30 protein-coding genes are annotated in these 24545 nt (G+C 38.0%); 27 read left to right on the forward strand and 3 right to left on the reverse strand.

Annotated elements, in window-relative coordinates:
* Positions 1 to 20 precede the first annotated feature (20 nt).
* From ACFSFY_RS04630 to mtnN, 9 genes are all read left to right on the forward strand, one after another.
* On the forward strand, positions 21 to 293 hold the full coding sequence (locus tag ACFSFY_RS04630; RefSeq protein WP_381535994.1) for an IreB family regulatory phosphoprotein: 273 nt from the start codon (positions 21 to 23) through the stop codon (positions 291 to 293).
* On the forward strand, positions 290 to 709 hold the full coding sequence (gene ruvX, locus ACFSFY_RS04635) for a Holliday junction resolvase RuvX (RefSeq protein ID WP_381535995.1): 420 nt from the start codon (positions 290 to 292) through the stop codon (positions 707 to 709). Before ACFSFY_RS04630 ends, ruvX begins: the two co-directional genes overlap by 4 nt.
* A gap of 10 nt (positions 710 to 719) precedes the next feature.
* Positions 720 to 1019, forward strand: coding sequence for a DUF1292 domain-containing protein (locus tag ACFSFY_RS04640; RefSeq protein ID WP_381535996.1), 300 nt, complete (start codon positions 720 to 722; stop codon positions 1017 to 1019).
* 154 nt (positions 1020 to 1173) lie between these two features.
* Positions 1174 to 2298, forward strand: coding sequence for an endolytic transglycosylase MltG (gene mltG, locus ACFSFY_RS04645; protein WP_381535997.1), 1125 nt, complete (start codon positions 1174 to 1176; stop codon positions 2296 to 2298).
* A gap of 23 nt (positions 2299 to 2321) precedes the next feature.
* A complete protein-coding gene (locus tag ACFSFY_RS04650; RefSeq protein WP_381535998.1) occupies positions 2322 to 2978 on the forward strand; it encodes an O-methyltransferase in 657 nt (218 codons plus the stop codon).
* A 30-nt stretch (positions 2979 to 3008) separates the two neighbouring features.
* Positions 3009 to 3671, forward strand: coding sequence for a uridine kinase (gene udk, locus ACFSFY_RS04655; RefSeq protein WP_381535999.1), 663 nt, complete (start codon positions 3009 to 3011; stop codon positions 3669 to 3671).
* 78 nt (positions 3672 to 3749) lie between these two features.
* On the forward strand, positions 3750 to 4226 hold the full coding sequence (gene greA, locus ACFSFY_RS04660; RefSeq protein WP_381536000.1) for a transcription elongation factor GreA: 477 nt from the start codon (positions 3750 to 3752) through the stop codon (positions 4224 to 4226).
* Positions 4227 to 4346: 120 nt separating this feature from the next.
* On the forward strand, positions 4347 to 5099 hold the full coding sequence (locus ACFSFY_RS04665; RefSeq protein WP_381536001.1) for a YrrS family protein: 753 nt from the start codon (positions 4347 to 4349) through the stop codon (positions 5097 to 5099).
* A 39-nt stretch (positions 5100 to 5138) separates the two neighbouring features.
* Positions 5139 to 5831 carry a 5'-methylthioadenosine/S-adenosylhomocysteine nucleosidase gene (gene mtnN, locus ACFSFY_RS04670; protein WP_381536002.1) on the forward strand — a complete coding sequence of 231 codons (693 nt, stop codon included), beginning with the start codon at positions 5139 to 5141 and terminating at the stop codon, positions 5829 to 5831.
* 239 nt (positions 5832 to 6070) lie between these two features.
* Here the strand turns inward: mtnN and sigK are convergent, their stop codons facing one another.
* The gene (gene sigK / locus ACFSFY_RS04675) at positions 6071 to 6772 is read right to left on the reverse strand and encodes an RNA polymerase sporulation sigma factor SigK (RefSeq protein WP_381536003.1); all 702 of its coding nucleotides are present in this window, start codon (positions 6770 to 6772) and stop codon (positions 6071 to 6073) included.
* Positions 6773 to 6951: 179 nt separating this feature from the next.
* Between sigK and ACFSFY_RS04680 the strand changes: the two genes are divergently transcribed.
* The 11 genes from ACFSFY_RS04680 to ACFSFY_RS04730 are packed head-to-tail and all read left to right on the forward strand — an operon-like array spanning position 6952 to position 15599.
* Entirely contained in the window at positions 6952 to 7467 is a 516-nt protein-coding gene (locus tag ACFSFY_RS04680) for a YqeG family HAD IIIA-type phosphatase (protein WP_381536004.1), read from the forward strand.
* A gap of 2 nt (positions 7468 to 7469) precedes the next feature.
* A complete protein-coding gene (gene yqeH / locus ACFSFY_RS04685; protein WP_381536005.1) occupies positions 7470 to 8570 on the forward strand; it encodes a ribosome biogenesis GTPase YqeH in 1101 nt (366 codons plus the stop codon).
* Between the two features lie 15 nt (positions 8571 to 8585).
* Complete coding sequence (gene aroE, locus ACFSFY_RS04690; RefSeq protein WP_381536006.1) at positions 8586 to 9428, forward strand: shikimate dehydrogenase; 843 nt, start codon at positions 8586 to 8588, stop codon at positions 9426 to 9428.
* Complete coding sequence (gene yhbY, locus ACFSFY_RS04695; protein WP_381536007.1) at positions 9415 to 9705, forward strand: ribosome assembly RNA-binding protein YhbY; 291 nt, start codon at positions 9415 to 9417, stop codon at positions 9703 to 9705. Before aroE ends, yhbY begins: the two co-directional genes overlap by 14 nt.
* A gap of 13 nt (positions 9706 to 9718) precedes the next feature.
* Positions 9719 to 10291 (forward strand): nicotinate-nucleotide adenylyltransferase, encoded by a 573-nt coding sequence (locus ACFSFY_RS04700; protein ID WP_381536008.1) that lies wholly within the window; start codon positions 9719 to 9721, stop codon positions 10289 to 10291.
* Positions 10278 to 10847: a bis(5'-nucleosyl)-tetraphosphatase (symmetrical) YqeK gene (gene yqeK, locus ACFSFY_RS04705; RefSeq protein ID WP_381536009.1), complete on the forward strand. Its 570-nt coding sequence runs from the start codon at positions 10278 to 10280 to the stop codon at positions 10845 to 10847. The genes ACFSFY_RS04700 and yqeK overlap by 14 nt, the downstream gene beginning before the upstream one ends.
* Positions 10848 to 10907: 60 nt before the next feature.
* Positions 10908 to 11255, forward strand: a complete 348-nt coding sequence (rsfS, locus tag ACFSFY_RS04710; protein WP_381536010.1) for a ribosome silencing factor — start codon at positions 10908 to 10910, stop codon at positions 11253 to 11255.
* On the forward strand, positions 11252 to 11992 hold the full coding sequence (locus ACFSFY_RS04715) for a class I SAM-dependent DNA methyltransferase (protein ID WP_381536011.1): 741 nt from the start codon (positions 11252 to 11254) through the stop codon (positions 11990 to 11992). The genes rsfS and ACFSFY_RS04715 overlap by 4 nt, the downstream gene beginning before the upstream one ends.
* A 50-nt stretch (positions 11993 to 12042) precedes the next feature.
* Positions 12043 to 12702 carry a helix-hairpin-helix domain-containing protein gene (locus tag ACFSFY_RS04720; protein ID WP_381536012.1) on the forward strand — a complete coding sequence of 220 codons (660 nt, stop codon included), beginning with the start codon at positions 12043 to 12045 and terminating at the stop codon, positions 12700 to 12702.
* 45 nt (positions 12703 to 12747) lie between these two features.
* Entirely contained in the window at positions 12748 to 13308 is a 561-nt protein-coding gene (locus ACFSFY_RS04725) for a ComE operon protein 2 (protein WP_381536013.1), read from the forward strand.
* Positions 13308 to 15599, forward strand: coding sequence for a DNA internalization-related competence protein ComEC/Rec2 (locus ACFSFY_RS04730; RefSeq protein WP_381536014.1), 2292 nt, complete (start codon positions 13308 to 13310; stop codon positions 15597 to 15599). Before ACFSFY_RS04725 ends, ACFSFY_RS04730 begins: the two co-directional genes overlap by 1 nt.
* Positions 15600 to 15653: 54 nt before the next feature.
* On the opposite strand, the gene ACFSFY_RS04735 is transcribed toward ACFSFY_RS04730, so the two are convergent.
* Positions 15654 to 15788, reverse strand: coding sequence for a YqzM family protein (locus ACFSFY_RS04735; RefSeq protein ID WP_381536015.1), 135 nt, complete (start codon positions 15786 to 15788; stop codon positions 15654 to 15656).
* A gap of 161 nt (positions 15789 to 15949) precedes the next feature.
* On the opposite strand from ACFSFY_RS04735, the gene holA reads away from it, so the two are divergent.
* Positions 15950 to 16966, forward strand: coding sequence for a DNA polymerase III subunit delta (gene holA, locus ACFSFY_RS04740; protein WP_381536016.1), 1017 nt, complete (start codon positions 15950 to 15952; stop codon positions 16964 to 16966).
* Positions 16967 to 17020: 54 nt separating this feature from the next.
* On the opposite strand, the gene rpsT is transcribed toward holA, so the two are convergent.
* Entirely contained in the window at positions 17021 to 17272 is a 252-nt protein-coding gene (gene rpsT, locus ACFSFY_RS04745; protein WP_381536017.1) for a 30S ribosomal protein S20, read from the reverse strand.
* Positions 17273 to 17505: 233 nt separating this feature from the next.
* Between rpsT and gpr the strand changes: the two genes are divergently transcribed.
* The 6 genes from gpr to grpE all read left to right on the forward strand — a co-directional run bounded on the left by gpr (position 17506) and on the right by grpE (position 24502).
* Positions 17506 to 18558: a GPR endopeptidase gene (gpr, locus tag ACFSFY_RS04750; protein ID WP_381536018.1), complete on the forward strand. Its 1053-nt coding sequence runs from the start codon at positions 17506 to 17508 to the stop codon at positions 18556 to 18558.
* A 73-nt stretch (positions 18559 to 18631) separates the two neighbouring features.
* On the forward strand, positions 18632 to 19459 hold the full coding sequence (gene spoIIP / locus ACFSFY_RS04755; protein ID WP_381536019.1) for a stage II sporulation protein P: 828 nt from the start codon (positions 18632 to 18634) through the stop codon (positions 19457 to 19459).
* A gap of 282 nt (positions 19460 to 19741) precedes the next feature.
* Entirely contained in the window at positions 19742 to 21565 is a 1824-nt protein-coding gene (gene lepA, locus ACFSFY_RS04760; protein WP_381536020.1) for a translation elongation factor 4, read from the forward strand.
* Between the two features lie 83 nt (positions 21566 to 21648).
* Positions 21649 to 22782: a radical SAM family heme chaperone HemW gene (gene hemW / locus ACFSFY_RS04765; protein WP_381536021.1), complete on the forward strand. Its 1134-nt coding sequence runs from the start codon at positions 21649 to 21651 to the stop codon at positions 22780 to 22782.
* A 95-nt stretch (positions 22783 to 22877) separates the two neighbouring features.
* Positions 22878 to 23933 carry a heat-inducible transcriptional repressor HrcA gene (gene hrcA / locus ACFSFY_RS04770; protein WP_381536022.1) on the forward strand — a complete coding sequence of 352 codons (1056 nt, stop codon included), beginning with the start codon at positions 22878 to 22880 and terminating at the stop codon, positions 23931 to 23933.
* Positions 23933 to 24502: a nucleotide exchange factor GrpE gene (gene grpE / locus ACFSFY_RS04775; RefSeq protein WP_381536023.1), complete on the forward strand. Its 570-nt coding sequence runs from the start codon at positions 23933 to 23935 to the stop codon at positions 24500 to 24502. The genes hrcA and grpE overlap by 1 nt, the downstream gene beginning before the upstream one ends.
* Positions 24503 to 24545: the final 43 nt, after the last annotated feature.

Raw genomic sequence — 24545 nt, forward strand, 5'->3', positions numbered from 1 at the left:
CAGAAAGCGGGGTGTCGGTTATGGATTCATACGACAAGACGATGAAGTTCAATTTTCCAGAAGAATCTATGGAGCAAGAAGTAAAGCAGGTCATGCTTCATGTACACAATGCACTCGATGAAAAAGGGTATAATCCTATTAATCAAATTGTTGGCTATTTACTTTCGGGTGACCCTGCATATATACCCCGTCATGAAGATGCCCGAAATCTAATTCGTAAATTAGAACGAGATGAAATTCTCGAAGAATTAGTGAAGTTTTATGTCCGTGAAAACGGGGGTAAAATTAAGTGAGAACAATGGGTTTGGATGTGGGTTCAAAAACAGTCGGTGTCGCAATCAGTGATGCACTTGGGTGGACAGCCCAAGGCATCGAGACAATTAAGATTGATGAGTCCGCAGGTCAATTTGGAATCCCTCGAATACGACAACTGATCTCAGAGTATACTGTCACTGAATTCGTAGTGGGTTATCCAAAGAATATGAACAACTCGATTGGTCCAAGAGCAGAAGCATCTGAAAAGTATGCAGAACTTCTCGAGAAAAAGTTTAAACTTCCTGTTATACTATGGGATGAGAGACTTACAACTATGGCAGCTGAACGTACTTTAATCGACGCTGATGTTAGTCGTAAGAAAAGAAAGACTGTTATTGATAAACTAGCAGCAGTCATGATACTTCAAGGGTATCTTGATTTAAAAAATAGATGAGGTGATTGGAATGGAACACGGACAAGAAACAATGACAATCGTAGATGAGAACGGCGAAGAACACGTATGTGAAGTGATTTTTACATTTGAATCAAAAGAGTATGCAAAATCATACGTACTTTACCATGTTTTGGGCGAAGAGGAAAGTGAAGATGAGGAAGTAGAAATTCATGCTTCTGCATTTGTTCCATCTGAAGATAATAAAGATGGAGAACTTATGCCTATTGAAGACGATGAGGAATGGGAAATGATTGAAGAAATGCTGAATACGTTCCTTGCTGAAGAAGACGAGGAAGAAGACGACGAGTAAGAAATATGCACATGGGCGGAATGGTGCAGACTATTCCGTCTTTTTTGGTTGACCTATAGGATGTAGGTCATGCAGCCGTTGCCACGTTTTGTGGTGATTATAGGCTGCCTTCCTTTTTTCTATTCTAATATGAGAACGAGGAGGAAAATCATTTATGGATAATGGTTCAAAAAAAGATGTTATGTTCGCCCGAATGCGTGAAAAGAAAAAAGAAGTGAAAATAGTTCGCAGAATCGTATTTGCTATTGCCCTAATTCTTTTAATTGCCGGACTGCTTGGTGGTCGAACGGTATATAAATACATAACTGAAGGTTTGCAACCGCTTGATCCTGAATCTGAAACAGTTGTTGAAATTGAAATCCCCATAGGTTCGGGACTGGATTCGATTTCGGCGAAACTTGAAGAGAATGGCATTATCAAAGATGCTCGATTGTTTAAATACTATGCAAAATTTAATAATGAATCTAACTTTCAGGCAGGCACTTATAAATTAACAAAAGCTATGACGCCTGATGAACTCATACAAAGTTTGAAATCGGGTAAGGTTTATAGAGAACCGGTATTTACGATGACAATTCCTGAAGGGTTGAATTTAAAGGAAATCGCAGCGGTTGTTCAGAAAAGAGCGGGTATTCCTGAAGAAGACTTCATGGAGTATGTCACAAATGAAAGTAATATTGATCTTCTTATATCTAAATACCCTAGTCTTTTATCTGAAGAAATAAAAGGTGAAAATGTGAAATTTGCATTAGAAGGATATTTATTCCCAGCTACCTACCCTTTCTATGAGGAAAAACCAACCTTAAGTACGATAGTAGGTGTAATGCTTGAAGCAACGGCTGCAAATGTAGTTCCGCATTTGGCTTATTTACAGGAACAAGAGAAATCTGTTCATTGGTTGTTGACATTTGCTTCATTAGTTGAAAAAGAGGCAACGGCTCAGTCGGATCGTGAAGTAATCGCAAGTGTGTTTTTCAATCGAATGAAACTGAACCCTGAAATGCCTCTTCAAACGGATCCTACAGTTGCTTATGCACATCAAAGGCATTTGACGACAACTCTGTATAAAGACCTTGAAATAGATGATCCATATAATACATATGTGTATAAAGGATTACCACCAGGTCCAATTGCGAATGCGGGGAAAGTTTCAATAGATGCTGTTTTAGATCCTGAACAAACAAATTATTTATTCTTTATTGCTGGAAAGGACGGTCAACCACATTACGCGATTGATTATCAAGAGCATTTAGAAAACATCGCTAATTACCTTGACTGATCTGTTATCCACACGAGTGGGAGTTGAATAACATAGATCGATATGATGCATATATACAAACACACATTAAAGAAAAAGATCTACTAATTACTCAAATGGAACAATACGCAGAAGAGTATAGAATTCCGATTATGGAAAGTGTCGGTATAGAATCTTTAATCGGGTTGCTTCGAATTCAAAAGCCGAAGCAAATTCTGGAGATTGGCAGTGCGATTGGTTATTCCGCAATCCGAATTGCAACAGCTTTAACAGAAACGAATGTATTAACGATTGAGAGAGATGTCGAGCGATATGCGAAAGCTGTTGAAAACATTGCTGAGAGTGGACTCACGAAACGGATTCAGATTATAGAAGCAGATGCTTTAGAAATAGATTTGGATAAAGCATATATTGAAACGTTCGATGCGCTTTTTATCGATGCAGCAAAGGGACAATACCAACGGTTTTTTGAAAAATACACTCCATTTTTAAATTCAAATGGAGTTATTTATTGCGATAACATCTTCATGCATGGTATGGTTTTGCGGGAAGATGCAGACGTACCCAAACGAAGTAGAACAATGATTCGTAAATTAAAAGAATTTACTCGTTGGGTTATGAGTCATCCTGAGTATGACTCTGTTTTACTACCTATAGGGGATGGGCTCTTAATTGCGACAAAAAAACAAGAAATTCTTTAAGCTAGAATGGATTTTCGGGGAGAGTTCACAATGAAATTAAGTAAACCGCTAATAATTGGAATCGCAGGTGGCTCTGGTTCTGGAAAAACAAGTGTAACGAATTCAATTTATGAAGTATTTAAAGAGCATTCTGTCGTTGTCATTGAACAAGACTTTTATTATAAAGATCAGTCGCATCTTGATTTTGAAGAGCGTCTTTTAACGAATTATGACCATCCCCTGGCTTTTGACAATAAGTTGCTCATCAGTCACTTAAGGAAGTTGTTAGTCCGTCAATCAGTTGAAAAACCAATATATGATTACACACTTCATACTCGTTCGGAAAAAAGCGTTTTAATCGAACCGAAGGACGTTATTATTTTGGAAGGTATTCTTGTTCTTGAAGATGAAGCACTTCGAAATTTAATGGATATTAAATTATTCGTAGATACAGATGCTGATTTAAGAATAATTCGACGTATTTTGCGGGATATTAATGAACGAGGTCGGTCAATTGAATCGGTAGTAGAACAGTATTTGTCTGTTGTTCGCCCAATGCACAATCAATTCATTGAACCCACAAAACGATATGCGGATATTATTATTCCCGAAGGCGGTCACAATGAAGTTGCAATTGATCTAATGGTTACGAAAATAAAAACAATTCTTGAAAATGGAACGGAACTATACTATGATGATGACATAAATCAATAAGAGCTCAACACTATGTCGCATACAAAGGTTCAATGCGGCATAGTATTTTTTATGATTGTATTATAAGGAGTGATAGGTATGATTACTGAAAAAAAGTTTCCTATGACCGCTGCGGGAAAACTAAAAATCGAAGAAGAACTTGAACATTTAAAAATTGTTAAGCGAAAAGAAGTTGTTGAACGTATTAAAATTGCTAGAAGTTATGGCGATCTTTCGGAGAACTCAGAATATGATTCTGCTAAAGAAGACCAAGCATTTTTAGAAGGAAGAATTTCAACTCTTGAGGGAATGTTGCGAAATGCAACAATCATAACTGAAGACGAGTTAAATACCGACACAGTTTCTTTAGGCACAACTGTAACATTCAAAGAACTTCCTGACGGCGACGTGGAGAAGTACACAATTGTTGGTTCTGCAGAAGCGAATCCGGTGGAAGGTTTAATTTCAAACGATTCTCCAATTGCACGAGGGCTTATAGGTCGTTCAAAAGGCGAAGAGGTAAAAATTAACACACCAGGTGGAGAGATGTTAGTTACGATTTTAGAAATTAACTGATTCCAATGTAGCCGCCTTCATTTGAAGGTGGCTATTTTTTAAAAATGAAACAAATAATCTATTTACCCGTCTACATAGATGTTAGCTAGCTGACAAAATTGAATCGGGAGTTGAGAGTTTATGAAAAATAGAGAACCTGATTTTTCACGATATGGTCGGAAAAAAAATCGCAATCGAATGAATAAAGTATTGAATGTATTGATTGGTGTGGTCGTTCTTTTAATCGTAGTTATTTCAGTTGTTATATTCAGCGGCAATGGCGACGATAAGATTGCAGATGGAAATAAAGGAATTGAGACTGAAAAAGATGCAGCTAAAGATGATGATTCTAAAGTAGACCTTGAAGAGGATTCAACCGAAGAGGAAGATTCCACAAGTGAAGACACAACCGACTCCGACAAAGCAACTGAAAACAAGGATGGAAAAACGGATGGAATTGAATTGGGGAAAGCTGAAGACGATAAAGATACAAATGCCACTGAAGAACCTGAAGAGGAAATCGATGATTCTACTTCGGACACGATTGTTGTAACAGAGCCTACATCGGACAAAGAGTTTGTTTCAGAAACAATTGTCGATTCTGCGTGGAAACCGATTGCAACAGAACAGTCGGGTGAACATGTTTCCAGTTATGATGGGGAATCCGTTGATTGGCACGAGAAGAAGAAAGCCATTGCGTATGCAATTGGGCAGTCCGAAGACGAATTAATATTTTGGAAAGTTAAAAATGGGGGTAACCCACAAAAATCGATTGGTATTATCGAATCAAAGACCGATTCTAGTAAATATCGTGTCTATATCGAATGGGTAAATAACGAAGGTTGGAAACCCGTGAAGAAAGATGTTTTAAAATCACTTGACTTTGATTACTAAGCAAAGACAAACAGCTCAACGATGTATGGAGGAATTGAAATGAAGATAGCGGTAATCGGTGCAATGGAAGAAGAAGTTGAACATCTTAGAGGCGAGATTACTTCACCTCAGATAACGAAAGTAGCAAACTGTGAATTTATAAATGGAATGATTGGCGAACATGAGGTCATACTAGTGAAAAGCGGGATAGGTAAAGTGAATGCTGCAGTCGCGACAACACTTCTATTGCAAATATTCCAACCAGAAATCGTCCTTAACACAGGATCCGCAGGCGGCTTCCTTGAAACTTTGGAGGTAGGTGCAATTGTCATATCGAGCGAAGTTCGACATCATGATGTGGACGTAACTATTTTCAATTACGAACATGGACAAGTGCCCGGTTTACCTGCAGCCTATAAAGCGGATCCTAAGCTGGTAGAGCTAGCCATAGAGGCCGTTAACGAAATCGGTAAGCATTCCCATTCGACAGGGTTAATCGCGTCTGGAGACTCTTTTATGAACGATCCTGTGCATGTCGATAAAGTAAGGGCATTATTTCCAACGATGATTGCAGCGGAAATGGAAGCAGCGGCTGTTGCACAAGTATGTCATCAGTTTAAGGTCCCATTCGTAGTTATTCGAGCGCTTTCAGATATTGCTGGTAAGGAATCATCTGTCAGCTTCGAAGAGTTTTTACCGGTAGCTGCTCGTCATTCAACGGATATTGTTTTGCGTGTCATCTCGAAACTTTGACCAATTCGTGGTAAGATAAATAAAAGGCTGAAATAAATTCTTATGTTTTTATTGGGAGGGAAGTTCTTATGTTTTTTTTAATGGCTGGTACATTTATTGGAACTGCTGTAATTGCAGTAATTATTGCTCGTGAGGTAAGTGCAGACTGAAACTATCCAAAGAGGCGTTATCGCTTTTGGGTTTTATCCCAAGCGATAACGCCTGTTCTTTTTTAAAATCTGCATAACGCTCTACATGAATCATTCGCTGTATTCATGTTTAAATAATTGATAGAGTTTAACGATTGCGCGCTTCTCAATTCGAGAAACATAACTTCTGGAAATATTGAGTTGTTCAGCAATTGCTTTTTGCGTCATTGGCTGATCATCAAGCAAACCATAGCGACGCTGGATAATCTCAAGTTCTCTGCCATCCAATTTTCCGAGATGCCGGTAAAGGCGCTCTTTTCTCTCGTTGTGTTCGATTGTTGTAATCGGTGATTCGTCGTCCGTACGAAGTAAATCCGAAATTTGGAGTGATTGACCGTCCTTATCTCCGCCAATAGGGTCAAACAAAGAAACGTCTTTTTGAACTTTTTTCTGTGTTCTTAAGTACATTAGAATCTCATTCTCGATACATCGTGCTGCATACGTCGCTAGTTTCGTTTTTCGATCAGGTGTAAAACTATTCACTGCTTTCATTAGACCAATCGTTCCTATGGAAATATAATCGTCAAGGAGTTCGTGTTTTGGATGAAACTTTTTTACAATATGTGCAACGAGTCGCATGTTTCGTTCAATCAGTTCATCCTTCGCATCTTCATCTCCAGCGGCTAACCGGTTTAGGCAGTCCGCTTCCTCTTCTTTAGAAAGAGGACGCTTAAAAGCTTGCCCTCGAATGTAACCGATCACCGCAGGCACTTCAAGCCACAGCTGAACAATGGATAATACAAACCCACTCATTGGGCCACCTCCTGTGTCGTTGTATGACAACATATGCAGTCGTCTCCTGCCATATCACCGAATATTGAGTCGGACAGGCGATAATGGATGTCCTTATTTTGATGCAGTAGAAGGCAGTACTGTTGTATGTATATGTTATAATCATTTTTAGAATCTAGACGGAAATCGGAGTGAATTTTGTGCTTAAACGTTTTTTACCAGATGAGTTTGTAAAAGATATTTTTCATATAACCCCTGAGGATTTATTGGAAAGGGGAATTAAAGGCATTATTACGGATTTAGACAACACTCTTGTTGCGTGGGATCAGCCTTTGGCTACACCAGAAATAATAAAGTGGTTAAAAGGAATGCAAGATGCAAATATACTTGTAACGATTGTTTCAAACAACAATGATTTGAGAGTAAAGGCATTTTCTGAACCTTTGGGCATTCCTTTTATTGCAAAAGCTCGGAAACCATTGAACCATGCATTTACTAGAGCATTGAAAACGATGAACATTAAAAATGATGAAGTAGTTGTAATTGGAGACCAACTTTTGACCGATATACTTGGCGGCAACCGAAGAGGTCTTCATACGATTCTCGTTGTTCCCGTTGCAAGCTCAGATGCAGCAATTACAAAATTTAATAGAAGACTTGAAAGACGAATCATGTCGAATTTAAAACGTCGTGGATTGATCACTTGGGAGGAATAAATATGGAAGAAATAAAATGTATTGGATGCGGAGTGGAAATTCAGTCTGAAGATCCAAAAAAAGAAGGGTATGCACCTGCAGGCTCTTTGACTAACGAGGAATTAATCTGTAGACGTTGCTTTAGGTTGCGAAATTATAATGAACTTCAACCCGTTTCACTTACTGGGGACGACTTTCTAAATATTTTAAATGGTATTGGCATGAAAGATGGTATGGTCGTCAAACTAGTGGACATATTTGATTTTAACGGAAGTTGGATTTCAGGACTTCACCGATTTGTTGGTAAGAAAGATATCCTATTAATAGGGAATAAATCGGATTTATTGCCGAAATCAGTGAACCCGAACCGTTTAATCAATTGGATGAAAGCGGAAGCTGTAAAACAAGGTTTAAAGCCCGTTGATGTACTATTAGTTTCAGCCCACAAGGGAACTGGGATGGAAGAAGCTCTTACTGCAATTGATAAAATACGTAAGGGTAAAGACGTTTATGTAGTGGGCTGTACAAACGTTGGAAAATCCACCTTTATTAATCGTATTATTAAAGGTGCAACGGGTATTGGTGAAGTAATTACTACCTCACATTTCCCGGGAACAACTTTAGATCTTGTTGAAATTCCTTTAGATGACGGAAAAGCTATATACGATACACCAGGGATTATTAACGATCATCAAATTGCGCATCATTTAGATATTGGCGATTTAAAAGCAATTACACCGAAGAATGAAATAAAGCAAAAAGTGTTTCAATTAAATGCAGAACAGACCTTATTTATTGGAGGTCTTGCACGTTTTGACTTTATTGCTGGTGGCCGTTCTTCATTCATGATCTACGTTTCCAATAATCTACAAATTCATCGTACAAAACTTTCAAATGCGGATGCTCTCTATGAAAATCATCTAGGCGGCATGCTGTCACCACCATCTGGAGAATCCATCGAAAAGATGCCTCCATTTGTTCGGCATGAGTTTTCCATTAAAAAAGGGAAAATGGATATCATTATATCAGGACTTGGATGGATTACGATTCAACATCCAAATGTCGTTGTTGCAGTCCATGCCCCAAAAGGCGTCGATGTCGTTCTTCGACCTTCACTTATCTAAGAGGAGCGTGTAATAATGAGAAAATGGTTTGCAGTAATAGGAGACCCAATCGAGCAATCGATGTCACCAAAAATGCATAATAGTTGGTTTATCGAAAATGAAATCGATGCCACCTATATTCCAATACATGTGTCTAAAGCAGATCTTAAGGAAGCGGTCATGAGCTTAAAGCGTCTAGGATGCAGTGGATGGAATGTAACAGTGCCACACAAAACTGCCATTATTCCTTTCTTGGATCACATAGATCCATCTGCAAAAATTATGAATGCGGTGAATACCGTTGAAGTCCTTTCAGATGGTACGCTGCGTGGCTCCAATACAGATGGTATCGGATTTGTCCGTTCATTGGAAGAGGCGTTCCCAGGGCAACTAGATAACAAAAAAGTACTGATTATTGGTGCAGGGGGAGCAGCACGAGGAATTGCTTTTGCTCTTCAAGAATCTAATTATGGCCCCATTGCATTTACGAATCGTACAATTGAGAAAGCTCTGGAATTATCCAGTGAGTTATTAGGTTCTACTGCAATGTCAATCGAATCTGCTGAAGCTTCTTTACAAGAATATGGTTTAATTATTCAAACGACATCTGTCGGTATGAATTTCTCTCAACAAGGTGTACCATTAAACCCTGAGAATCTTGCCGAAGGATCAATCGTTGCGGATATTATTTATAATCCACTTGAAACAGAGTTGCTTACAAAATCACTTGAACGAAATGCTTTAACAATGAATGGAACAGGAATGTTTGTTCATCAAGGGGCATTTGCTTTTGAAAAGTGGCATGGTATTCAACCTAACACTGAAAAAATGATCGAAAAAATTACAATTACTCTTGGAGGTTCTTATGTTAACAGGTAAACAAAAAAGATTTTTAAGAAGCAAAGCAAATACATTACAACCGTTGTTTCAAATTGGAAAAAACGGTTTAACGACGGCTATTATTGTACAAGTTGAAGAAGCACTTGAAGCAAGGGAATTAATTAAAGTGAGTATTTTACAAAACTGTGATGAAGATAAAAATGAAATCGCAGAAAAGTTTTCAGAACAAGAAGGAATCGAAGTTGTACAGGTTATAGGAAATAGTATTGTATTATATAAAGAGTCTGTAGAGAAGAAAAGAATCGAGTTGCCGTAAGGAGGATTTCCGAGTGAAAAAAATCGGGATATTAGGAGGCACATTTAACCCGCCTCATATAGGTCACCTTATAATTGCAAATGAAGTGAAACATGCACTTGGACTTGATGAGGTTAGATTAATGCCTACAGCCACACCGCCGCACAAAGCGTCAGCGGATACTGTAACTGCTGTTCATCGATTACGAATGGTTGAGCTAGCCGTTGAGGGTATAGACGGACTTAAAGTCAGTCCGTTTGAGTTGAAGCGGGGCGGAGTTTCCTACACGTATGATTCGATGAAGGTGTTAACTGAACAAGAGCCGATGAGGCAATTCTTTTTTATTATCGGTGCAGATATGATTGATGCACTTCCTACTTGGTACCGCATTGATGATCTTGTCAAACTCGTTCAATTCGTTGGAGTAAATCGCCCAGGTTACAAAGGCTTGTCCGAGTACCCTGTGGAGTTATTGGATACTCCGCAAGTCGATTTATCTTCATCGGTGATTCGTCAGCGATTCAAAGCAGGTAAAACGGTTCAGTTACTCGTGCCTAAGACTGTAGAAGCGTATATTCGTCAGGAGGGACTTTATGAATTTGATTGAACTGAAAAGTGAAATCTCAAAACGTATGCCCCTGAAACGATATGAACATGTGATTCGAGTGATGGAAACTGCTGAGAAACTTGCCGTGAAACATACTATTCCAGTGGATCACGCCATTCAAGCAGCTCTTTATCATGATATAGCTAAGTATATGGAGAGAGACGCTTTACGATCGATTCTTATACTAGAAGTTGATGATCAACGTTTACAAAGCTTTCATCATGAATTATGGCACGGTCCAGTCGGCGCAATTATTGCCAGAGACGAATTTAATGTTACGAATATAGACGTACTGAATGCAATCCGTTACCATACAACAGGCCGGGCAGGTATGTCTAAACTTGAAAAATTAATATATGTTTCAGATATGATAGAGCCGGGACGAGATTTTCCACATGTAAATGAATTGCGAGAAATCGCTGAAGAAAATCTTGATAAAGCCATGGAAGCTTGCATACATCAGTCGGTGCAATTTCTTGTTTCAAAAAAAGTACCAGTATTCCCGGATTCAATTGACTGTTACAATGAACATCTTGCTTTAATCAGTGAGATTTGAAATACGTAAATGAAATTCAAAATGGAAAGAGTACGTTAAATAGAAAGGAAGAGTGAAAGAATGACAACTTCATTACTTACGTTAGCATATAACGCAGCAGATGATAAAAAAGCAGAAGATATCGTAGTACTAAATATGGAGGGTGTTTCGATTATTGCGGACCAATTTGTTATTTGTCATGCAAATTCTGAAAGACAAGTTCAATCCATTGCAAGAGAAGTAGCAGATCAGGCATCTAAAGCTGGTTACGATGTGAAAAGATTAGAAGGTTTTGACTCAGGTCGTTGGATCCTTGTAGATATTGGAGACGTTGTTGTACATGTTTTCCATAAAGATGAGCGTGGTTATTATAATCTTGAGAAACACTGGGGCGATGCTCCACTACTGAATATGGCTGATAGCGAATGAGTAGTGCGTATTCGGAGTTCGCCTCCGTCTATGATGAACTAATGACGGAAATTCCATATGATACGTACGCTGATCTCATAGCTCTTGCAGCTGGTGGTCTAGAAGGAAAGAAGATTCTAGATATTGGTTGTGGAACTGGAATACTTTCAGTGAAACTTGCAAAAATGGGAGCGGACGTAACAGGTATTGATATTTCGTCGGACATGTTAACGGTGGCAGAACAGCGTGCAATTGCGCTGTCTGTTCCGATTACGTTTGTCGAACAACCGATGCAACAACCGATTCAACTGGAATTATTTGACGTAGCAGTAATTGCGATTGATTCTTTGAACTATGTTATTGAACTTGAAGAAGTTATGACTACGTTCAAGAATGTTTACAACACTCTTAAAGTTGGTGGTGTTGTATTATTTGATGTGCACTCAACGTTTAAAATGGATGAAATATTCATGGAAGGTCCATTTACATTCGATAATGAGAGCATTGCATACATATGGGAAACAGAACAGGGAGATGAGCCACATTCTGTTTATTCAGAACTTGCTTTTTTCATTAAAACAGAATTAGGTTTATACAAACGATTTGATGAAGTCCATTATCAACGCACATTTTCTTTGCAAGAGTATGTTTCAATGATTACAGAAGTAGGTTTTTCAGTCGAGCGAATTTTTGCAGATTGGGAAGATGAACCGCCACATGAAGAAAGCGAGAGAATATTCTTTCAAATACGGAAATAGCCCTTTAAATATAGGATTCATTCCTATATACTTAAAGAGACTCCATATGGATGCCCCTCGTTGAAAGGGTGACCGTGCTGAATGTTCCATTTGTAACTCGAAATTGGCGTAAGTTTCTAATCCCCATTGCAGCAATTACTGCAATAATCGCTTTTCTGCTCTTTCCCCGTGAGCAGTCTGACAGTGCTAGCATTGTTATGAGCAACCAAAACCCATTCCCTGAATTAGTAGAAACACTCCAAGAAGAACCGCTATTGCTTGAACAGCCTAGTCAAATCATCGTAGATGTGAAGGGGGCTGTTCGATACCCTGGCGTTTATACAATGCAAGACGGCGACCGCCTTATTACTGCAATTACTGCAGCGGGTGGTTATTTGCCGAATGCAGATTCTCGAAATTTAAATCACGCAATGAAGTTACTGGATGAATTTGTTATTTACGTACCTTTAGAAGGCGAAGAAATTCTTGAAGTCGAGCAAAGTTTAGTGAGTGGTCCAGTTGGACAGACAAACGATCACACAATAAATATTAATACTTCAGATGAAGCACAACTCATGACGATTCCTGGTATTGGACCTGCAAAAGCTGCAGCCATTATCGCCTATCGAAATGAGCATGGCCTATTTAAAGATACGACGGATCTTATGAATATTTCTGGAATTGGACAAAAAACATTCGAAAAACTTGAACATCTAATTAAAGTAAAATAATCGGACAAGTATTTTTCGAAGAAATTTAGTGTGGAGGCAATCTATATGGAGCGAATTACTTGGGACCAGTTTTTCATGGCGCAATGTCATCTGTTGGCATTAAGAAGTACGTGTACAAGACTTGCTGTCGGTGCAACAATTGTTCGGGACAACCGAATTATTGCAGGTGGATACAACGGATCCATTTCGGGTGGAGATCATTGTATCGATCACGGTTGTTATGTCGTTGATAATCACTGTGTGCGCACAATTCATGCAGAAATGAATTCGTTATTGCAGTGTTCAAAATACGGGACACCTGCTTCTGGATCGACATTGTATGTTACTCATTTTCCATGCCTGCAATGCTCAAAAGCAATTATACAAGCCGGCATTGTACGTGTAATTTATGCAACGGATTACAAAAATAATGAATATGCAATGAAACTCTTTGAACAATCGGGTATTTCTGTTCAACACATTCCTTTTAATGAGAAAAAGATTGATTTTTCAAATGGAGAACAATTAAAACTCGTCAATGAGTTATTTGAAACGATCCAACAGCTCGGTGCTGATGCTAAAGAATTGGACCCTTTAAAGAAAAGGGCGGATGACCTATTTGGATAATGTTTTCCCGCATACGTTTTATTTATGTGGCAATAACCGTAGCTGTATCGGCTTTCTCCGTATACGGCTCGGCCTATCTATTACTTGTCAATATTTTGCTAATCCCCATCTTCTTTCGTAGAAAAGGAGATTACCTCACACCTATCCTCACGTTTATAGCCGCACTACTATCCTTCACTTATTTTACAAGTTCACTTCCTAAAGCTATCGAACTAGGGCCAGCAACAATCACAATGAGTTGGTTTGATAATGCAAAAATTGATGGTGGTAAAGTTAAAGGTCTTGCTAAAACATCTGCTGGACAAACTCTTTATGCCGTTTATAAGTTTAATGATGAACAAGAAAAGAACTCTTTTAGTGAACTTCACTTACCATCGGTAACATTTACCTTAACAGGTGTTTTTCGGGAAGCGGATATGCCTTCTCACATCTATGCCTTCAACATGGAAAATTATATGAGAATGTATGGATCATCAGGTATATTCGAATCAGAAGTGATACTAAATGCAGTTCCCAAAAGTAATGTTTATACTCGACTTTCACTGCAAAGACAAAAAGTGAAATTGCACATCAACTCCACTTTTCCAAAACAATTAATTCCAGAAGCGGAAGCGCTTTTAATAGGCGATCGCAGTGGAATGGATGAAACTGATGCAACTGTCTACAAACGCTTGGGTATTACGCACCTTTTTGCAATTTCTGGACTTCATGTTGGCTTACTTGCATTTATGTTTCGAGAATTGCTGTTAAGGTTAAGCTTTCGTAAAGGTACTGTGGATATGTTATTAATCGTCATGCTGCCCTTATACGCGGTCTTAGCAGGCGGAGCTCCTTCTGTATGGCGAGCTGTGTCGGTAACGACATTCGTCTTGCTAGCGTCTTTAATTGGCCTGAAAATCCGTTTGGATAATGCACTCGCAATAAGTGCGCTTGTTTTCATTTCAATTCAACCTTATATTTTATTTCAACCGGGTTTTCAATTATCTTATCTTGCAGCTTTTTCGCTTATTTTATCTTCGAAGATTTTAGTTAAAGCGAAAACTGCGATTGGAATCTCGTTTCTAGTCACGTCTATAAGCCAATTGTCGCTTTATCCAGTTTTACTTTTTCATTTTTACGAAATATCCTTGTCTTCATTTTTTGTCAATTTAATTTATGTACCTCTTTATTCGCTTATAATTTTACCAGTAAATATAATATTGCTCATCGTGACTTGGTTGAGTACATCCTTATCGACTTTTTTATTTATGATATATGCACCTTTTCGTGAATGTATCACATGGATATCAATATGGTTATCTTCATTACCTTATCAACTTTGGACACCCGGGAAACTAAGTGCAATTGAGATGGTATGCATTATAGCAGGTGTGCTTTATTTTTTTGTGCAATGTGAAGAGGGAGTCAAAGCACGTGATTTTCTTATCTTCGTTATTTTACCTGCATTGACGATACACGTTATGCCTTATTTGGATGGAACTTTAAAGGTGACATTTCTGGATGTGGGACAAGGAGATAGCGCAGTTGTGGAACTTCCTTATAGAAAAGCGGTGTATTTAATCGATACCGGTGGAACTGTCTTTTTTGGAGAAAACGGCTGGAAAACACCAGGGAAAAGTTTTGAGGTTGGTAGAAAGGTTGTTGTTACCTATTTAAAAGGGCGCGGTATTAAAAAAATCGATAAATTAATTATCTCACATGCTCATTTAGATCATATGGGAGGGGCGGATGAGGTTCTTGAAGAAATAACCGTGAATGAAATTCATATTACGTCTGGAAGTGAAGATGAAAAAGAGATGGTGGATCTATTGCGGGTTGCGAAAATGAAAAAAGTCCCAATCCATTCAGTTAAGGATGGATTGGGTTGGTCAGAAGGGCAGATTTCCTTCAATTATATGAGTCCACAAGATGAGCGCTATTTAGGAAACGACAGTTCACTCGTACTGCTTATGAAGACTCCAGGACTATCGTTTTTATTTACTGGTGATTTAGAAACTGAAGGAGAACGAAAGTTTGTAAAGAAATACGGAAGTTTGAATTATGGTCGAATTCTTTTGAAAGGGGGACATCACGGTAGTCGAACCTCGAGCACAGAGCCTTTTATAAAGGCACTTCGACCAGAGTTAACAATTTTTTCTGTGGGTAGAAATAATACGTATCGCCATCCACACGAAGATGTGTTGGAAAGATTTATAGATTTAGGCTATTCAACAATGTCGACAGCTGTTTACGGAACAATTACAATTGATGTGGTAAAAGAGGATTACTCTGTTACTGTTATGCAAAAATAAAAAACAGACATGCGATTCCCAGTTGGAAAAGCGTGTCTGCTTTATTAATTGATGTTAGCTTCCAACGACGTCGATAATTGTAGCAATAATAAATATTGCTGAGAAAAATCCGAAAGATACAAGAAAACCTACTCCGGAATCGATTAAATCATTGCGTTTTGACTGTACATCATGTTCGAAATCATTCATTGCTACACCTCCTGATTCCATTTTAGTATAAGTGATATCTTGAAAAAAATCCATTGCAATCCTCTAAATATATAATTTTCAAAATAAATGTCACAATTTGTTCAAACAGTTTCACTTTCGTATTGTATACTGAATAGGTATAAAAAGTTGAGGTGGGTAAAGTGGCGAATGCAACATGGAAAAATATCACGGCAGGAGTAATCGAACCTGTTTATTTATTATTAGGTATTGAACAGCATATATTCGATACAACAATTGAGCGCTTAAAGAAGGCAATTCCAATTCTTGATGAAACCTCTATCGTTTATTTTGATCTTGAGGAAACACCGATTGAAATTGTTTTGGAAGAGGCCGATACATTACCCTTTTTAGAAGATCGTAAGCTTATTATAGCACGCAATGCTTCTTTTTTAACTGCACAAGATAAAGGGCGAGAGAAAGTCGTACATAATTTAGAGGTCTTCGAATCATGGCTTGCAAATCCTTCACCAACAGCAACAGTCGTTTTTTTGGCACCATATGAAAAATTAGATGCTCGAAAACGAATAACAAAACTAATGCAGAAGCAAGCTACTGTAATTGAAGCAAAACGGCTTCAAGGTAAAGACCTTACTACTTGGGTTCAACATGAAGCAAAACTGAATGATTCTAAAATTTCATCTGAAAATGCGATGCTGCTCGTAGAAGTTGCAGGAGATAGTCTGTTATCTTTAGCTACAGAGATTGAGAAGATGGCGACATATTTGGCAGGAGAAGGAGAAATAACGAAAGAAGTTATTGAAATGCATGTTGCTCGGACCCCTGAAATGGATGTATTTAGGCTCACGGATTCTTACATCACTGGCAAGGTATCCGATAGTGTGTCAATTTACCATGACCTTCTTAGAAACGGTGAAGAACCAATAATGCTTACATCTTTAATTTCAGGGCAAATCCGTTTAATGATTCATGTTCAATCCTTGCGCAGTAAAGGTTATCAACAGCAACAGATTGCAAAAACATTAAAAGTACATCCTTTTAGAGTGAAGTTATTAATGGAAAATAAAAAGATCCCAAACGAAACAAGACTTCTTAAAATCCTTGATAACCTTGCAACGATTGATTATAAATTAAAATCAACAAGCGGAAAAAGAGAACGAGTGTTAGAGTTATTCTTTATGCGAGGAATTCGAAACTAAAACGAAACTAAAAAAACCGTCCGGAATCCCGGACGGTTTTTAGTGCTCTTAGTATTAAAGTGCTTTTTTTGTAAGACGAGCTTTTTGACGTGATGCAGTATTTTTGTGGATAAGACCTTTACGTGCAGCAGAATCAGTTTCTTTAATTGCCGCTCTAAGAAGAACTGTAGCGTTTTCGTCTTTATTATCAATTGCAAAGTCAGCTTTACGTACAGCAGTACGCATTGATGCTTTTGCATTAGAGTTTTGAACGTTTTTTGCTTGGCTTTGTTTTACACGTTTAATCGCCGATTTAATGTTTGGCATTTCATTCACCTCCAATATCAGGTAAAGCAGAGTACATCTTTTCATAACAAGATTTATTTTAACAAATATACAACTCAATAGCAAGAAATAAAAGTGGAAGTTTATGCATATATACTTGAAATCTAAGCTTTGCCACAAAATAGCTCCTTTTATTAAAATAACAGAATTGGAAATCAGTCATGCATGAGAATATATTCTTCTATAAGGGACAAACTTATTTATGAGGTGATTGCATGAAGTCGTATAATTTTTATCGGACGGACTTAGTAGATGAAAGTGAAGAAATGGTTCGACACCGAACGGACTCGGAAAAAGATACACTTAAAACAGAGGAAGGAATTCATTTTGAAGAATCCAGGATTGGACGCATCCGACTTACAGAAGTGACAGTAAATGAAGAAGGGGAAAAAAAGATAGGAAAATCAAAAGGGAAATACATTACGATTAGTCTTCCCACGCTAACGCCAGAGGATAACGATGGAATGAATGAAATGACCAGCATTCTACTTGAAAAGTTAAATAAAATGCTAACTACTGTTCCAAATGTATCGAAAAGGAAAATATTGTTTATTGGTCTTGGAAATCGTGATATAACGCCCGATGCTGTTGGCCCATTAACAATGGATATTTTACGTAATATCGTACCCGATTACTATTCTGAGGGAGACAGTGAAGTTTTTGTGTACGCACCTGGGGTAACTATTCAAACGGGACTTGAAACAGCGGATTTTGTTAAAGCGATGGTATCTGAAATCAAACCGGATTTACTAATTGTTATAGACGCACTCGCTGCAAGGGATTCATCAAGACTGTGCAAAACAATACAATTGACGAATACGGGAATTCATCCTGGATCAGGAGTGGGCAATAGTCGTAAAGAGGTTTCGCATAAAACAGTTGGAATACCTGTTTTTGCTATCGGTATTCCAACTGTAGTTGATGGACCGGTGTTAATCGCGGATGCCATCAATACAATGTTTGGCTATATCGCATCGAAGATAAGTGAAAAGGATAATCCATCATCGCGTCTTGCTGTGACACCTTGGCTCCGTTCGGAAGATAAGGATGCAGATCGATCAAAACTGGAACCCATTTTTGGGGATTGGGCTTCTTGGCCACATGAGGATAGAATCCAACTTTTTGAAGAAGTATTAACGACACAAGAGTTAAATACCTTTATATCACCAAAGGAAATAGACTCGTGGGTTAGCATGTACGCGGATACTCTTGCTAGTTCTCTAACCGAATGGATAAATGAAATGAAAAATAACGAACATAAAATGTAATATAAAATGTTTGAAAAAAGAATTCATTGAACCGTTCTTCGATGCATATAATCGGAGAACGGAGGGATGACTCATGAAAAAGACGTTGCAAATATGGGGCTCTTTAGTCCTTTTTCTCTTTTTATTTCCAGTGATTATTACTTATCTTCCTCACGCTGAACCAGCTAACTCACCAAAGTTAGTGAAAGAGCCACTTCAAATTGTCTATGCTGCGAATATAATTGAAGAGGTCGAACCGGAAATAGAAATCGAACCGAAACTGGAATTGGTGCAAGAACTAAAAAAAGACAAAGGGAATGTACTATTGTATTTTACTCATTCGCACGAAGCATACCAACCCATTACCAAAGCAAAAGAAGGGAAAGTCGCGGTTTCGCATAATTCTGAGAATATAATGAAGTTTGGAGAAAAACTTAAAAACCAACTAGGAGTTAACGGAATTGATACCGATATATTACCAATAGCAGTACCCCATGCCAATGCTTATAAAACGATGAGACCTCATATTGAAAAGCAAATTCAACAGAAAAAATATGATCTTATTGTTGATTTGCATAGAGATTCAATTGGGCCAGAAAAAACTACAATCGTTCATAACAATGAAAAGTATGCCAAGGTAGCTTTTGTTATTGGAATGGAACATCCTAATTTCGAGAAAAACCGAGCGAATGCAGTCTTATTGAAAAATGAAATGGAGCTACTAGTACCTGGAATCACCAGAAATCTAGTTATGAAGCATGGTGCAGGTGTTGATGGAAAGTACAATCAGGATCTTAGTCCATATGTTGTTTTAATAGAGCTGGGTGGGATAGGGAATTCAGAAGATCAACTGAATCGAACCGTTACGGTTATTGCGGAAGCGACATCTGAAATCATTCATAAATTAACTATAAATGAATAACAATTGTAAGGAATGAATTCATGTGGAATGCCAATCAGGCTAATCTTTCTGATTGGTTTTTTGATTTCATTAAACATATATTTTTGTCCCTTATCAAAGTATTTCCTCTATTTTATTGAATAAATTTGATGTCGAGTGTTTTATACAGTAATATAGAACAGTAAAACGAAAATGCAATATGTTATCGTAAAACCGGGTATAAAAAGGTTTTAACATAAAGATACAACAAGATGGACGGTTATCTGCTATAATGCAAATAGCTTAATTAGGAGTGAATGATAGATGAATTTGGAACAAAAATTGGAACGCCAAAAGAATATTAGAAACTTTTCAATTATTGCACATATTGATCACGGGAAATCTACGTTGGCCGATCGCATATTGGAAAAAACAAAAACATTAACTACTAGAGAAATGAGTACACAAACATTAGACTCAATGGATTTAGAAAAAGAACGTGGAATAACGATAAAGCTGACAGCTGTTCAGTTGGTTTATACAGCGAAAGACGGTCAAGATTATACGTTCCATCTTATAGATACTCCTGGACATGTCGACTTTACATATGAGGTTTCTAGAAGTTTAGCTGCATGTGAAGGTGCGATATTGGTTGTCGATGCTGCTCAAGGGATAGAGGCACAGACGCTTGCAAACGTCTATCTTGCTTTAGACAACAATCTTGAGATTTTGCCGGTTATTAACAAAATTGATTTGCCAGCAGCTGATCCAGAACGAGTAAAAAAGGAAATCGAAAATGTTATAGGACTAGATGCATCAGATGCAGTTCATGCCTCAGCAAAAGCTGGAATAGGTATTGAAGAGATCCTAGAGCAAATTGTTGCGAAAGTTCCTGCTCCACAAGGGGATCCATCCGCACCACTTAAAGCGCTTATTTTCGATTCAATTTACGATCCTTATAAGGGAGTAATTGTTTATATTCGAATTATAGACGGGTCAATTAAACCTGGCGATGAAATTCTGATGATGGGCACGGGTAAAAAGTTTCAAGTACTTGAAACGGGGGTATTCACACCAAGACCAACGCACAGAGATGAATTGAATGTTGGTGACGTGGGATATTTATCAGCGTCAATTAAACATGTTGGGGATACTCAAGTTGGAGATACAATAACTGGAGTGATAAATCCTGCCGCGGAAGCATTAACAGGTTACCGCAAGATGAATCCAATGGTGTTTTGTGGTCTGTATCCAATCGATACTTCCAAGTACAATGATCTTAGAGAAGCGCTCGAAAAGCTTGAACTTAACGATGCTGCACTTGACTATGAAGCGGAGACATCACAAGCATTAGGCTTTGGTTATCGTTGCGGATTCCTTGGTTTACTACACATGGAAATTATCCAAGAGCGTATCGAACGCGAATTTAAGATTGATTTGATAACAACTGCACCAAGTGTTATTTACAAAGTAATTATGACGGACGGCACTGAAATAAGTGTAGATAACCCTGCCATGATGCCAGATGCTCAAAAAGTGCAATCTGTTGAAGAACCTTATGTAAAAGCTTCAATTATGGTGCCGAATGATTATGTTGGCTCAGTGATGGAACTTTGTCAGAAAAAACGAGGAAACTTTATGACGATGGATTATTTGGATGCATCACGTGTCAATATCATTTATGAACTTCCACTTGCTGAAATCGTATATGATTTCTTTGATAAATTAAAATCAAGCACAAAAGGATACGCTTCATTTGATTATGAGTTAATCGGCTATAAGCCATCCAAACTTGTGAAAATGGATATTTTATTGAACAATGAACAAGTTGATGCACTAAGCTTCATTGTGCATAATGACTTTTCATATGAACGTGGTAAAGCGATCGTAGAAAAGTTGAGAAAGCTTATTCCAAGACAACAGTTTGAAGTACCTGTTCAAGCAGCGATCGGAAACAAAATTGTTGCCCGTTCAACAATTAAGTCAATTGGTAAAAACGTCCTTGCTAAATGTTACGGAGGAGATATTTCCCGTAAACGTAAACTTCTAGATAAACAAAAAGAAGGTAAGAAACGTATGAAGCAAGTTGGTTCAGTAGAAGTGCCACAAGAAGCCTTTATGGCGGTTCTTAAGATGGACGAGGAATAAACGGAACGATTTCTAATGTAAATTGGGGAAAAGGGGGGGGCAACTATGCCTCCTTTTTTCCGTTAAGAGTGGAGGAGTACAAAATGCGAGGAATGTATATTCATATCCCGTTTTGTCATCAAATATGTCATTACTGTGATTTTAATAAAGTCTTCTTTAAAAACCAGCCTGTTGATGAATACATTGAATCTATGGGCAAAGAGCTTACTTTGATGCAAGAGGATGGTATCTCATTTGAAGGTATTGAAACAGTCTTTTTAGGTGGCGGAACTCCTACATCCTTATCAGAGAAGCAACTTGATCGACTGTTAAGCATTATTCAGGAACATGTCGACGTAAAGTCGTTAAAAGAGTTTTCAACCGAAGCCAACCCTGATGAATTAACGCTGGGCAAGCTGCGTGTTTTGAAAGATGGGGGAGTCAATCGACTGAGTATTGGCGTACAATCCTTTGATGCAGAAATGTTAACGAAGATCGGAAGAACTCATAGTCCTGGAGATGCAGAACGTGTTGTTACAGATGCACGGAAGGTAGGATTTGAAAACATTAGTATCGATCTAATATATGGTTTACCAGGTCAATCCAGGATGCAATGGGAAGACACACTAATTAAAGCGACAGAACTAGATCTTCCACATTACTCGGGATATTCGCTTATAGTTGAACCTAAAACGGTCTTTTATAATTTAATGAATAAGGGTAAATTACCACTTCCAGGTGAAGATATGGAAGCCGAGATGTTCCATATGCTTATTGATCATATGGAGAAAAACGGTCGACAGCAATATGAAATAAGCAACTTCTCTCTTCCGGGATTACAATCGATTCATAATAAGATTTATTGGGAAAACGATACTTATGCTGGTGTTGGTGCAGGAGCGCATGGTTTCTTAATGGGTAATCGATATTCAAACATCGGGCCGATTGCGAAATATATGGAGAAGGTAAACAGCGGTTTACGTCCAATCCAAAATACACATATCGTAACAACAATTGAATCTATGGAAGAAGAATTGTTTCTGGGACTTAGAATGTCTGAAGGTGTGTCCAGTTCACATTTCCTAAAGAAATTCGGAAAAGAATTGGACGAAGTCTACGGGAGTACGTTGGATTCTCTTATTCAAAGCGGACTTATTGAACGTGTAGGCGAACGAATTAAACTTACTAAAATCGGTGTTTTCAGAGGTAATGAAGTATTTCAGCAATTTCTAAATTAAACTGGATTCAATTTGTTGACAGTGTGGTTCATATTTGTTAAATTATCATTAGTATTAGCACTCGACGTTAATGAGTGCTAACAGGAGTGATGATTATGTTGACGAACAGACAATTACTCATTTTGCAATTGACGGTCGACGACTTCATTCAATCCGCACAACCTGTCGGATCACGACAACTCTCGAAAAAACCTGAGGCACCATTTAGTTCGGCGACGATACGTAATGAGATGGCAGACCTTGAAGACATGGGGTATTTGGAAAAGACACATACTTCATCGGGGAGGGTTCCTTCCGAAAAAGGGTACAGATTTTATGTCGATCATTTGTTAACGCAAGAAAAATTGAACAATGAAGATAGTAAGCAACTTCGTTCGATTTTCCAAGAAAAAATTCTTGTTACGGAGGAATTGATTCGTAAATCTGCGACAATTCTTTCTGATTTGACAAATTATACGTCAATTCTACTGGGACCAGATTCTTCTCTTCATAAAGTAAAGCGTTTTACAATTGTTCCACTGGATCAAATGACAGCTGTAGCAATTATTGTCACTGATAATGGACGGGTTGAGAATAGGTTGTTCAATGTTCCCGAAGGTTTTACGGCGTCAGACATTGAAAAAATGGTCAATATCTTAAACGAACGCCTAGTCGGAACACCTCTTATCAATCTTGAAAAAATGCTTGCTAAAGAAACGAGAATGGTTCTAGAAAACCATATTCATGAAGCTGGTGAATTGCTTTCTTCTTTCCAAAAAGCAATCGCGATTACACCGGAAGAACGATTGTACTTCGGTGGAAAAATGAATATGATGAATCAACCGGAATTTAAAGACATCCACAAGATGAAAATGTTTTTTGAACTCATTGACAAAGGAGCCCCTGCAACAACGTTTTTCGAAGATGACCGAATCGGTATTCAAGTTCGGATAGGTTCGGAGAACAGTCATAATGCTATGGAAGAATTCAGCGTTATTACAGCGACTTATTCTGCGGGAGACGACATGACCGGCTCGATAGCGATCATAGGGCCTACTCGTATGGATTATGCTCGTGTAATTACAATGCTCGATTTAATCAGCAATGATTTGTCGCGGGAATTAGGTAAACTGTCAATTGGTGGCGGAACAGCTAGGAGGAACGACTACTAATGGAAAAAAATAGTGAAGTAGTAAATGAAGATGTTGTAGTTGATGATTTAAATGAGGAAATGAATACTGAAATCATTTCCGATGAAGTACTAAGTGAAGAGACGATTGACTCTGAAGGTGGAGACATCGTAAAAGAATTCACCATGAAACTTCAAGAAGAAGAAAACAAACGATTGAGACTTCATGCGGATTATGAAAACTTCAAAAGAAGAGTGACGCTTGATAAAGAAGCGCAACAGAAGTATCGTTCACAAAATATCTTAACTAACTTACTTCCTGTACTGGATAATTTCTCTCGGGCACTTAGCCTTGAGGCTAACTCAGAAGAAGTGAGTTCAATGATGACGGGTATGGAAATGATCTACCGTACACTGTTAGATGCATTAGAAGCAGAAGGACTTGTTGAAATTGAAGCAGAAGACAAGGACTTCGATCCGAACTTCCATCAAGCGATAATGACGGAAAACGATCCGGACAAGCCATCAGGCATAGTTCTTGAAGAACTGCAAAAAGGGTATTTGTTAAAAGATCGCGTTTTACGACCTTCAATGGTCAAAGTAAATGAATAAATGATTAAAAAATATAAATTGTGATATTTCCATAGGAGGAATT

The sequence above is a fragment of the Sporosarcina siberiensis genome, assembly GCF_042681925.1.
Lineage (GTDB): Bacteria > Bacillota > Bacilli > Bacillales_A > Planococcaceae > Sporosarcina > Sporosarcina siberiensis.

What these genes read in the sequence shown, in the direction of transcription:
- ACFSFY_RS04630 (WP_381535994.1), top strand. Translation starts at nt 21, where the DNA reads ATGGATTCATACGACAAGACGATGAAGTTCAATTTTCCAGAAGAATCT.
- ACFSFY_RS04640 (WP_381535996.1), top strand. Translation starts at nt 720, where the DNA reads ATGGAACACGGACAAGAAACAATGACAATCGTAGATGAGAACGGCGAA.
- mltG (WP_381535997.1), top strand. Translation starts at nt 1,174, where the DNA reads ATGGATAATGGTTCAAAAAAAGATGTTATGTTCGCCCGAATGCGTGAA.
- udk (WP_381535999.1), top strand. Translation starts at nt 3,009, where the DNA reads ATGAAATTAAGTAAACCGCTAATAATTGGAATCGCAGGTGGCTCTGGT.
- greA (WP_381536000.1), top strand. Translation starts at nt 3,750, where the DNA reads ATGATTACTGAAAAAAAGTTTCCTATGACCGCTGCGGGAAAACTAAAA.
- ACFSFY_RS04665 (WP_381536001.1), top strand. Translation starts at nt 4,347, where the DNA reads ATGAAAAATAGAGAACCTGATTTTTCACGATATGGTCGGAAAAAAAAT.
- mtnN (WP_381536002.1), top strand. Translation starts at nt 5,139, where the DNA reads ATGAAGATAGCGGTAATCGGTGCAATGGAAGAAGAAGTTGAACATCTT.
- sigK (WP_381536003.1), bottom strand. Translation starts at nt 6,772, where the DNA reads ATGAGTGGGTTTGTATTATCCATTGTTCAGCTGTGGCTTGAAGTGCCT.
- yqeH (WP_381536005.1), top strand. Translation starts at nt 7,470, where the DNA reads ATGGAAGAAATAAAATGTATTGGATGCGGAGTGGAAATTCAGTCTGAA.
- aroE (WP_381536006.1), top strand. Translation starts at nt 8,586, where the DNA reads ATGAGAAAATGGTTTGCAGTAATAGGAGACCCAATCGAGCAATCGATG.
- yhbY (WP_381536007.1), top strand. Translation starts at nt 9,415, where the DNA reads ATGTTAACAGGTAAACAAAAAAGATTTTTAAGAAGCAAAGCAAATACA.
- yqeK (WP_381536009.1), top strand. Translation starts at nt 10,278, where the DNA reads ATGAATTTGATTGAACTGAAAAGTGAAATCTCAAAACGTATGCCCCTG.
- rsfS (WP_381536010.1), top strand. Translation starts at nt 10,908, where the DNA reads ATGACAACTTCATTACTTACGTTAGCATATAACGCAGCAGATGATAAA.
- ACFSFY_RS04715 (WP_381536011.1), top strand. Translation starts at nt 11,252, where the DNA reads ATGAGTAGTGCGTATTCGGAGTTCGCCTCCGTCTATGATGAACTAATG.
- ACFSFY_RS04720 (WP_381536012.1), top strand. Translation starts at nt 12,043, where the DNA reads ATGCCCCTCGTTGAAAGGGTGACCGTGCTGAATGTTCCATTTGTAACT.
- ACFSFY_RS04725 (WP_381536013.1), top strand. Translation starts at nt 12,748, where the DNA reads ATGGAGCGAATTACTTGGGACCAGTTTTTCATGGCGCAATGTCATCTG.
- ACFSFY_RS04730 (WP_381536014.1), top strand. Translation starts at nt 13,308, where the DNA reads ATGTTTTCCCGCATACGTTTTATTTATGTGGCAATAACCGTAGCTGTA.
- ACFSFY_RS04735 (WP_381536015.1), bottom strand. Translation starts at nt 15,788, where the DNA reads ATGAATGATTTCGAACATGATGTACAGTCAAAACGCAATGATTTAATC.
- rpsT (WP_381536017.1), bottom strand. Translation starts at nt 17,272, where the DNA reads ATGCCAAACATTAAATCGGCGATTAAACGTGTAAAACAAAGCCAAGCA.
- gpr (WP_381536018.1), top strand. Translation starts at nt 17,506, where the DNA reads ATGAAGTCGTATAATTTTTATCGGACGGACTTAGTAGATGAAAGTGAA.
- spoIIP (WP_381536019.1), top strand. Translation starts at nt 18,632, where the DNA reads ATGAAAAAGACGTTGCAAATATGGGGCTCTTTAGTCCTTTTTCTCTTT.
- lepA (WP_381536020.1), top strand. Translation starts at nt 19,742, where the DNA reads ATGAATTTGGAACAAAAATTGGAACGCCAAAAGAATATTAGAAACTTT.
- hemW (WP_381536021.1), top strand. Translation starts at nt 21,649, where the DNA reads ATGCGAGGAATGTATATTCATATCCCGTTTTGTCATCAAATATGTCAT.
- hrcA (WP_381536022.1), top strand. Translation starts at nt 22,878, where the DNA reads ATGTTGACGAACAGACAATTACTCATTTTGCAATTGACGGTCGACGAC.
- grpE (WP_381536023.1), top strand. Translation starts at nt 23,933, where the DNA reads ATGGAAAAAAATAGTGAAGTAGTAAATGAAGATGTTGTAGTTGATGAT.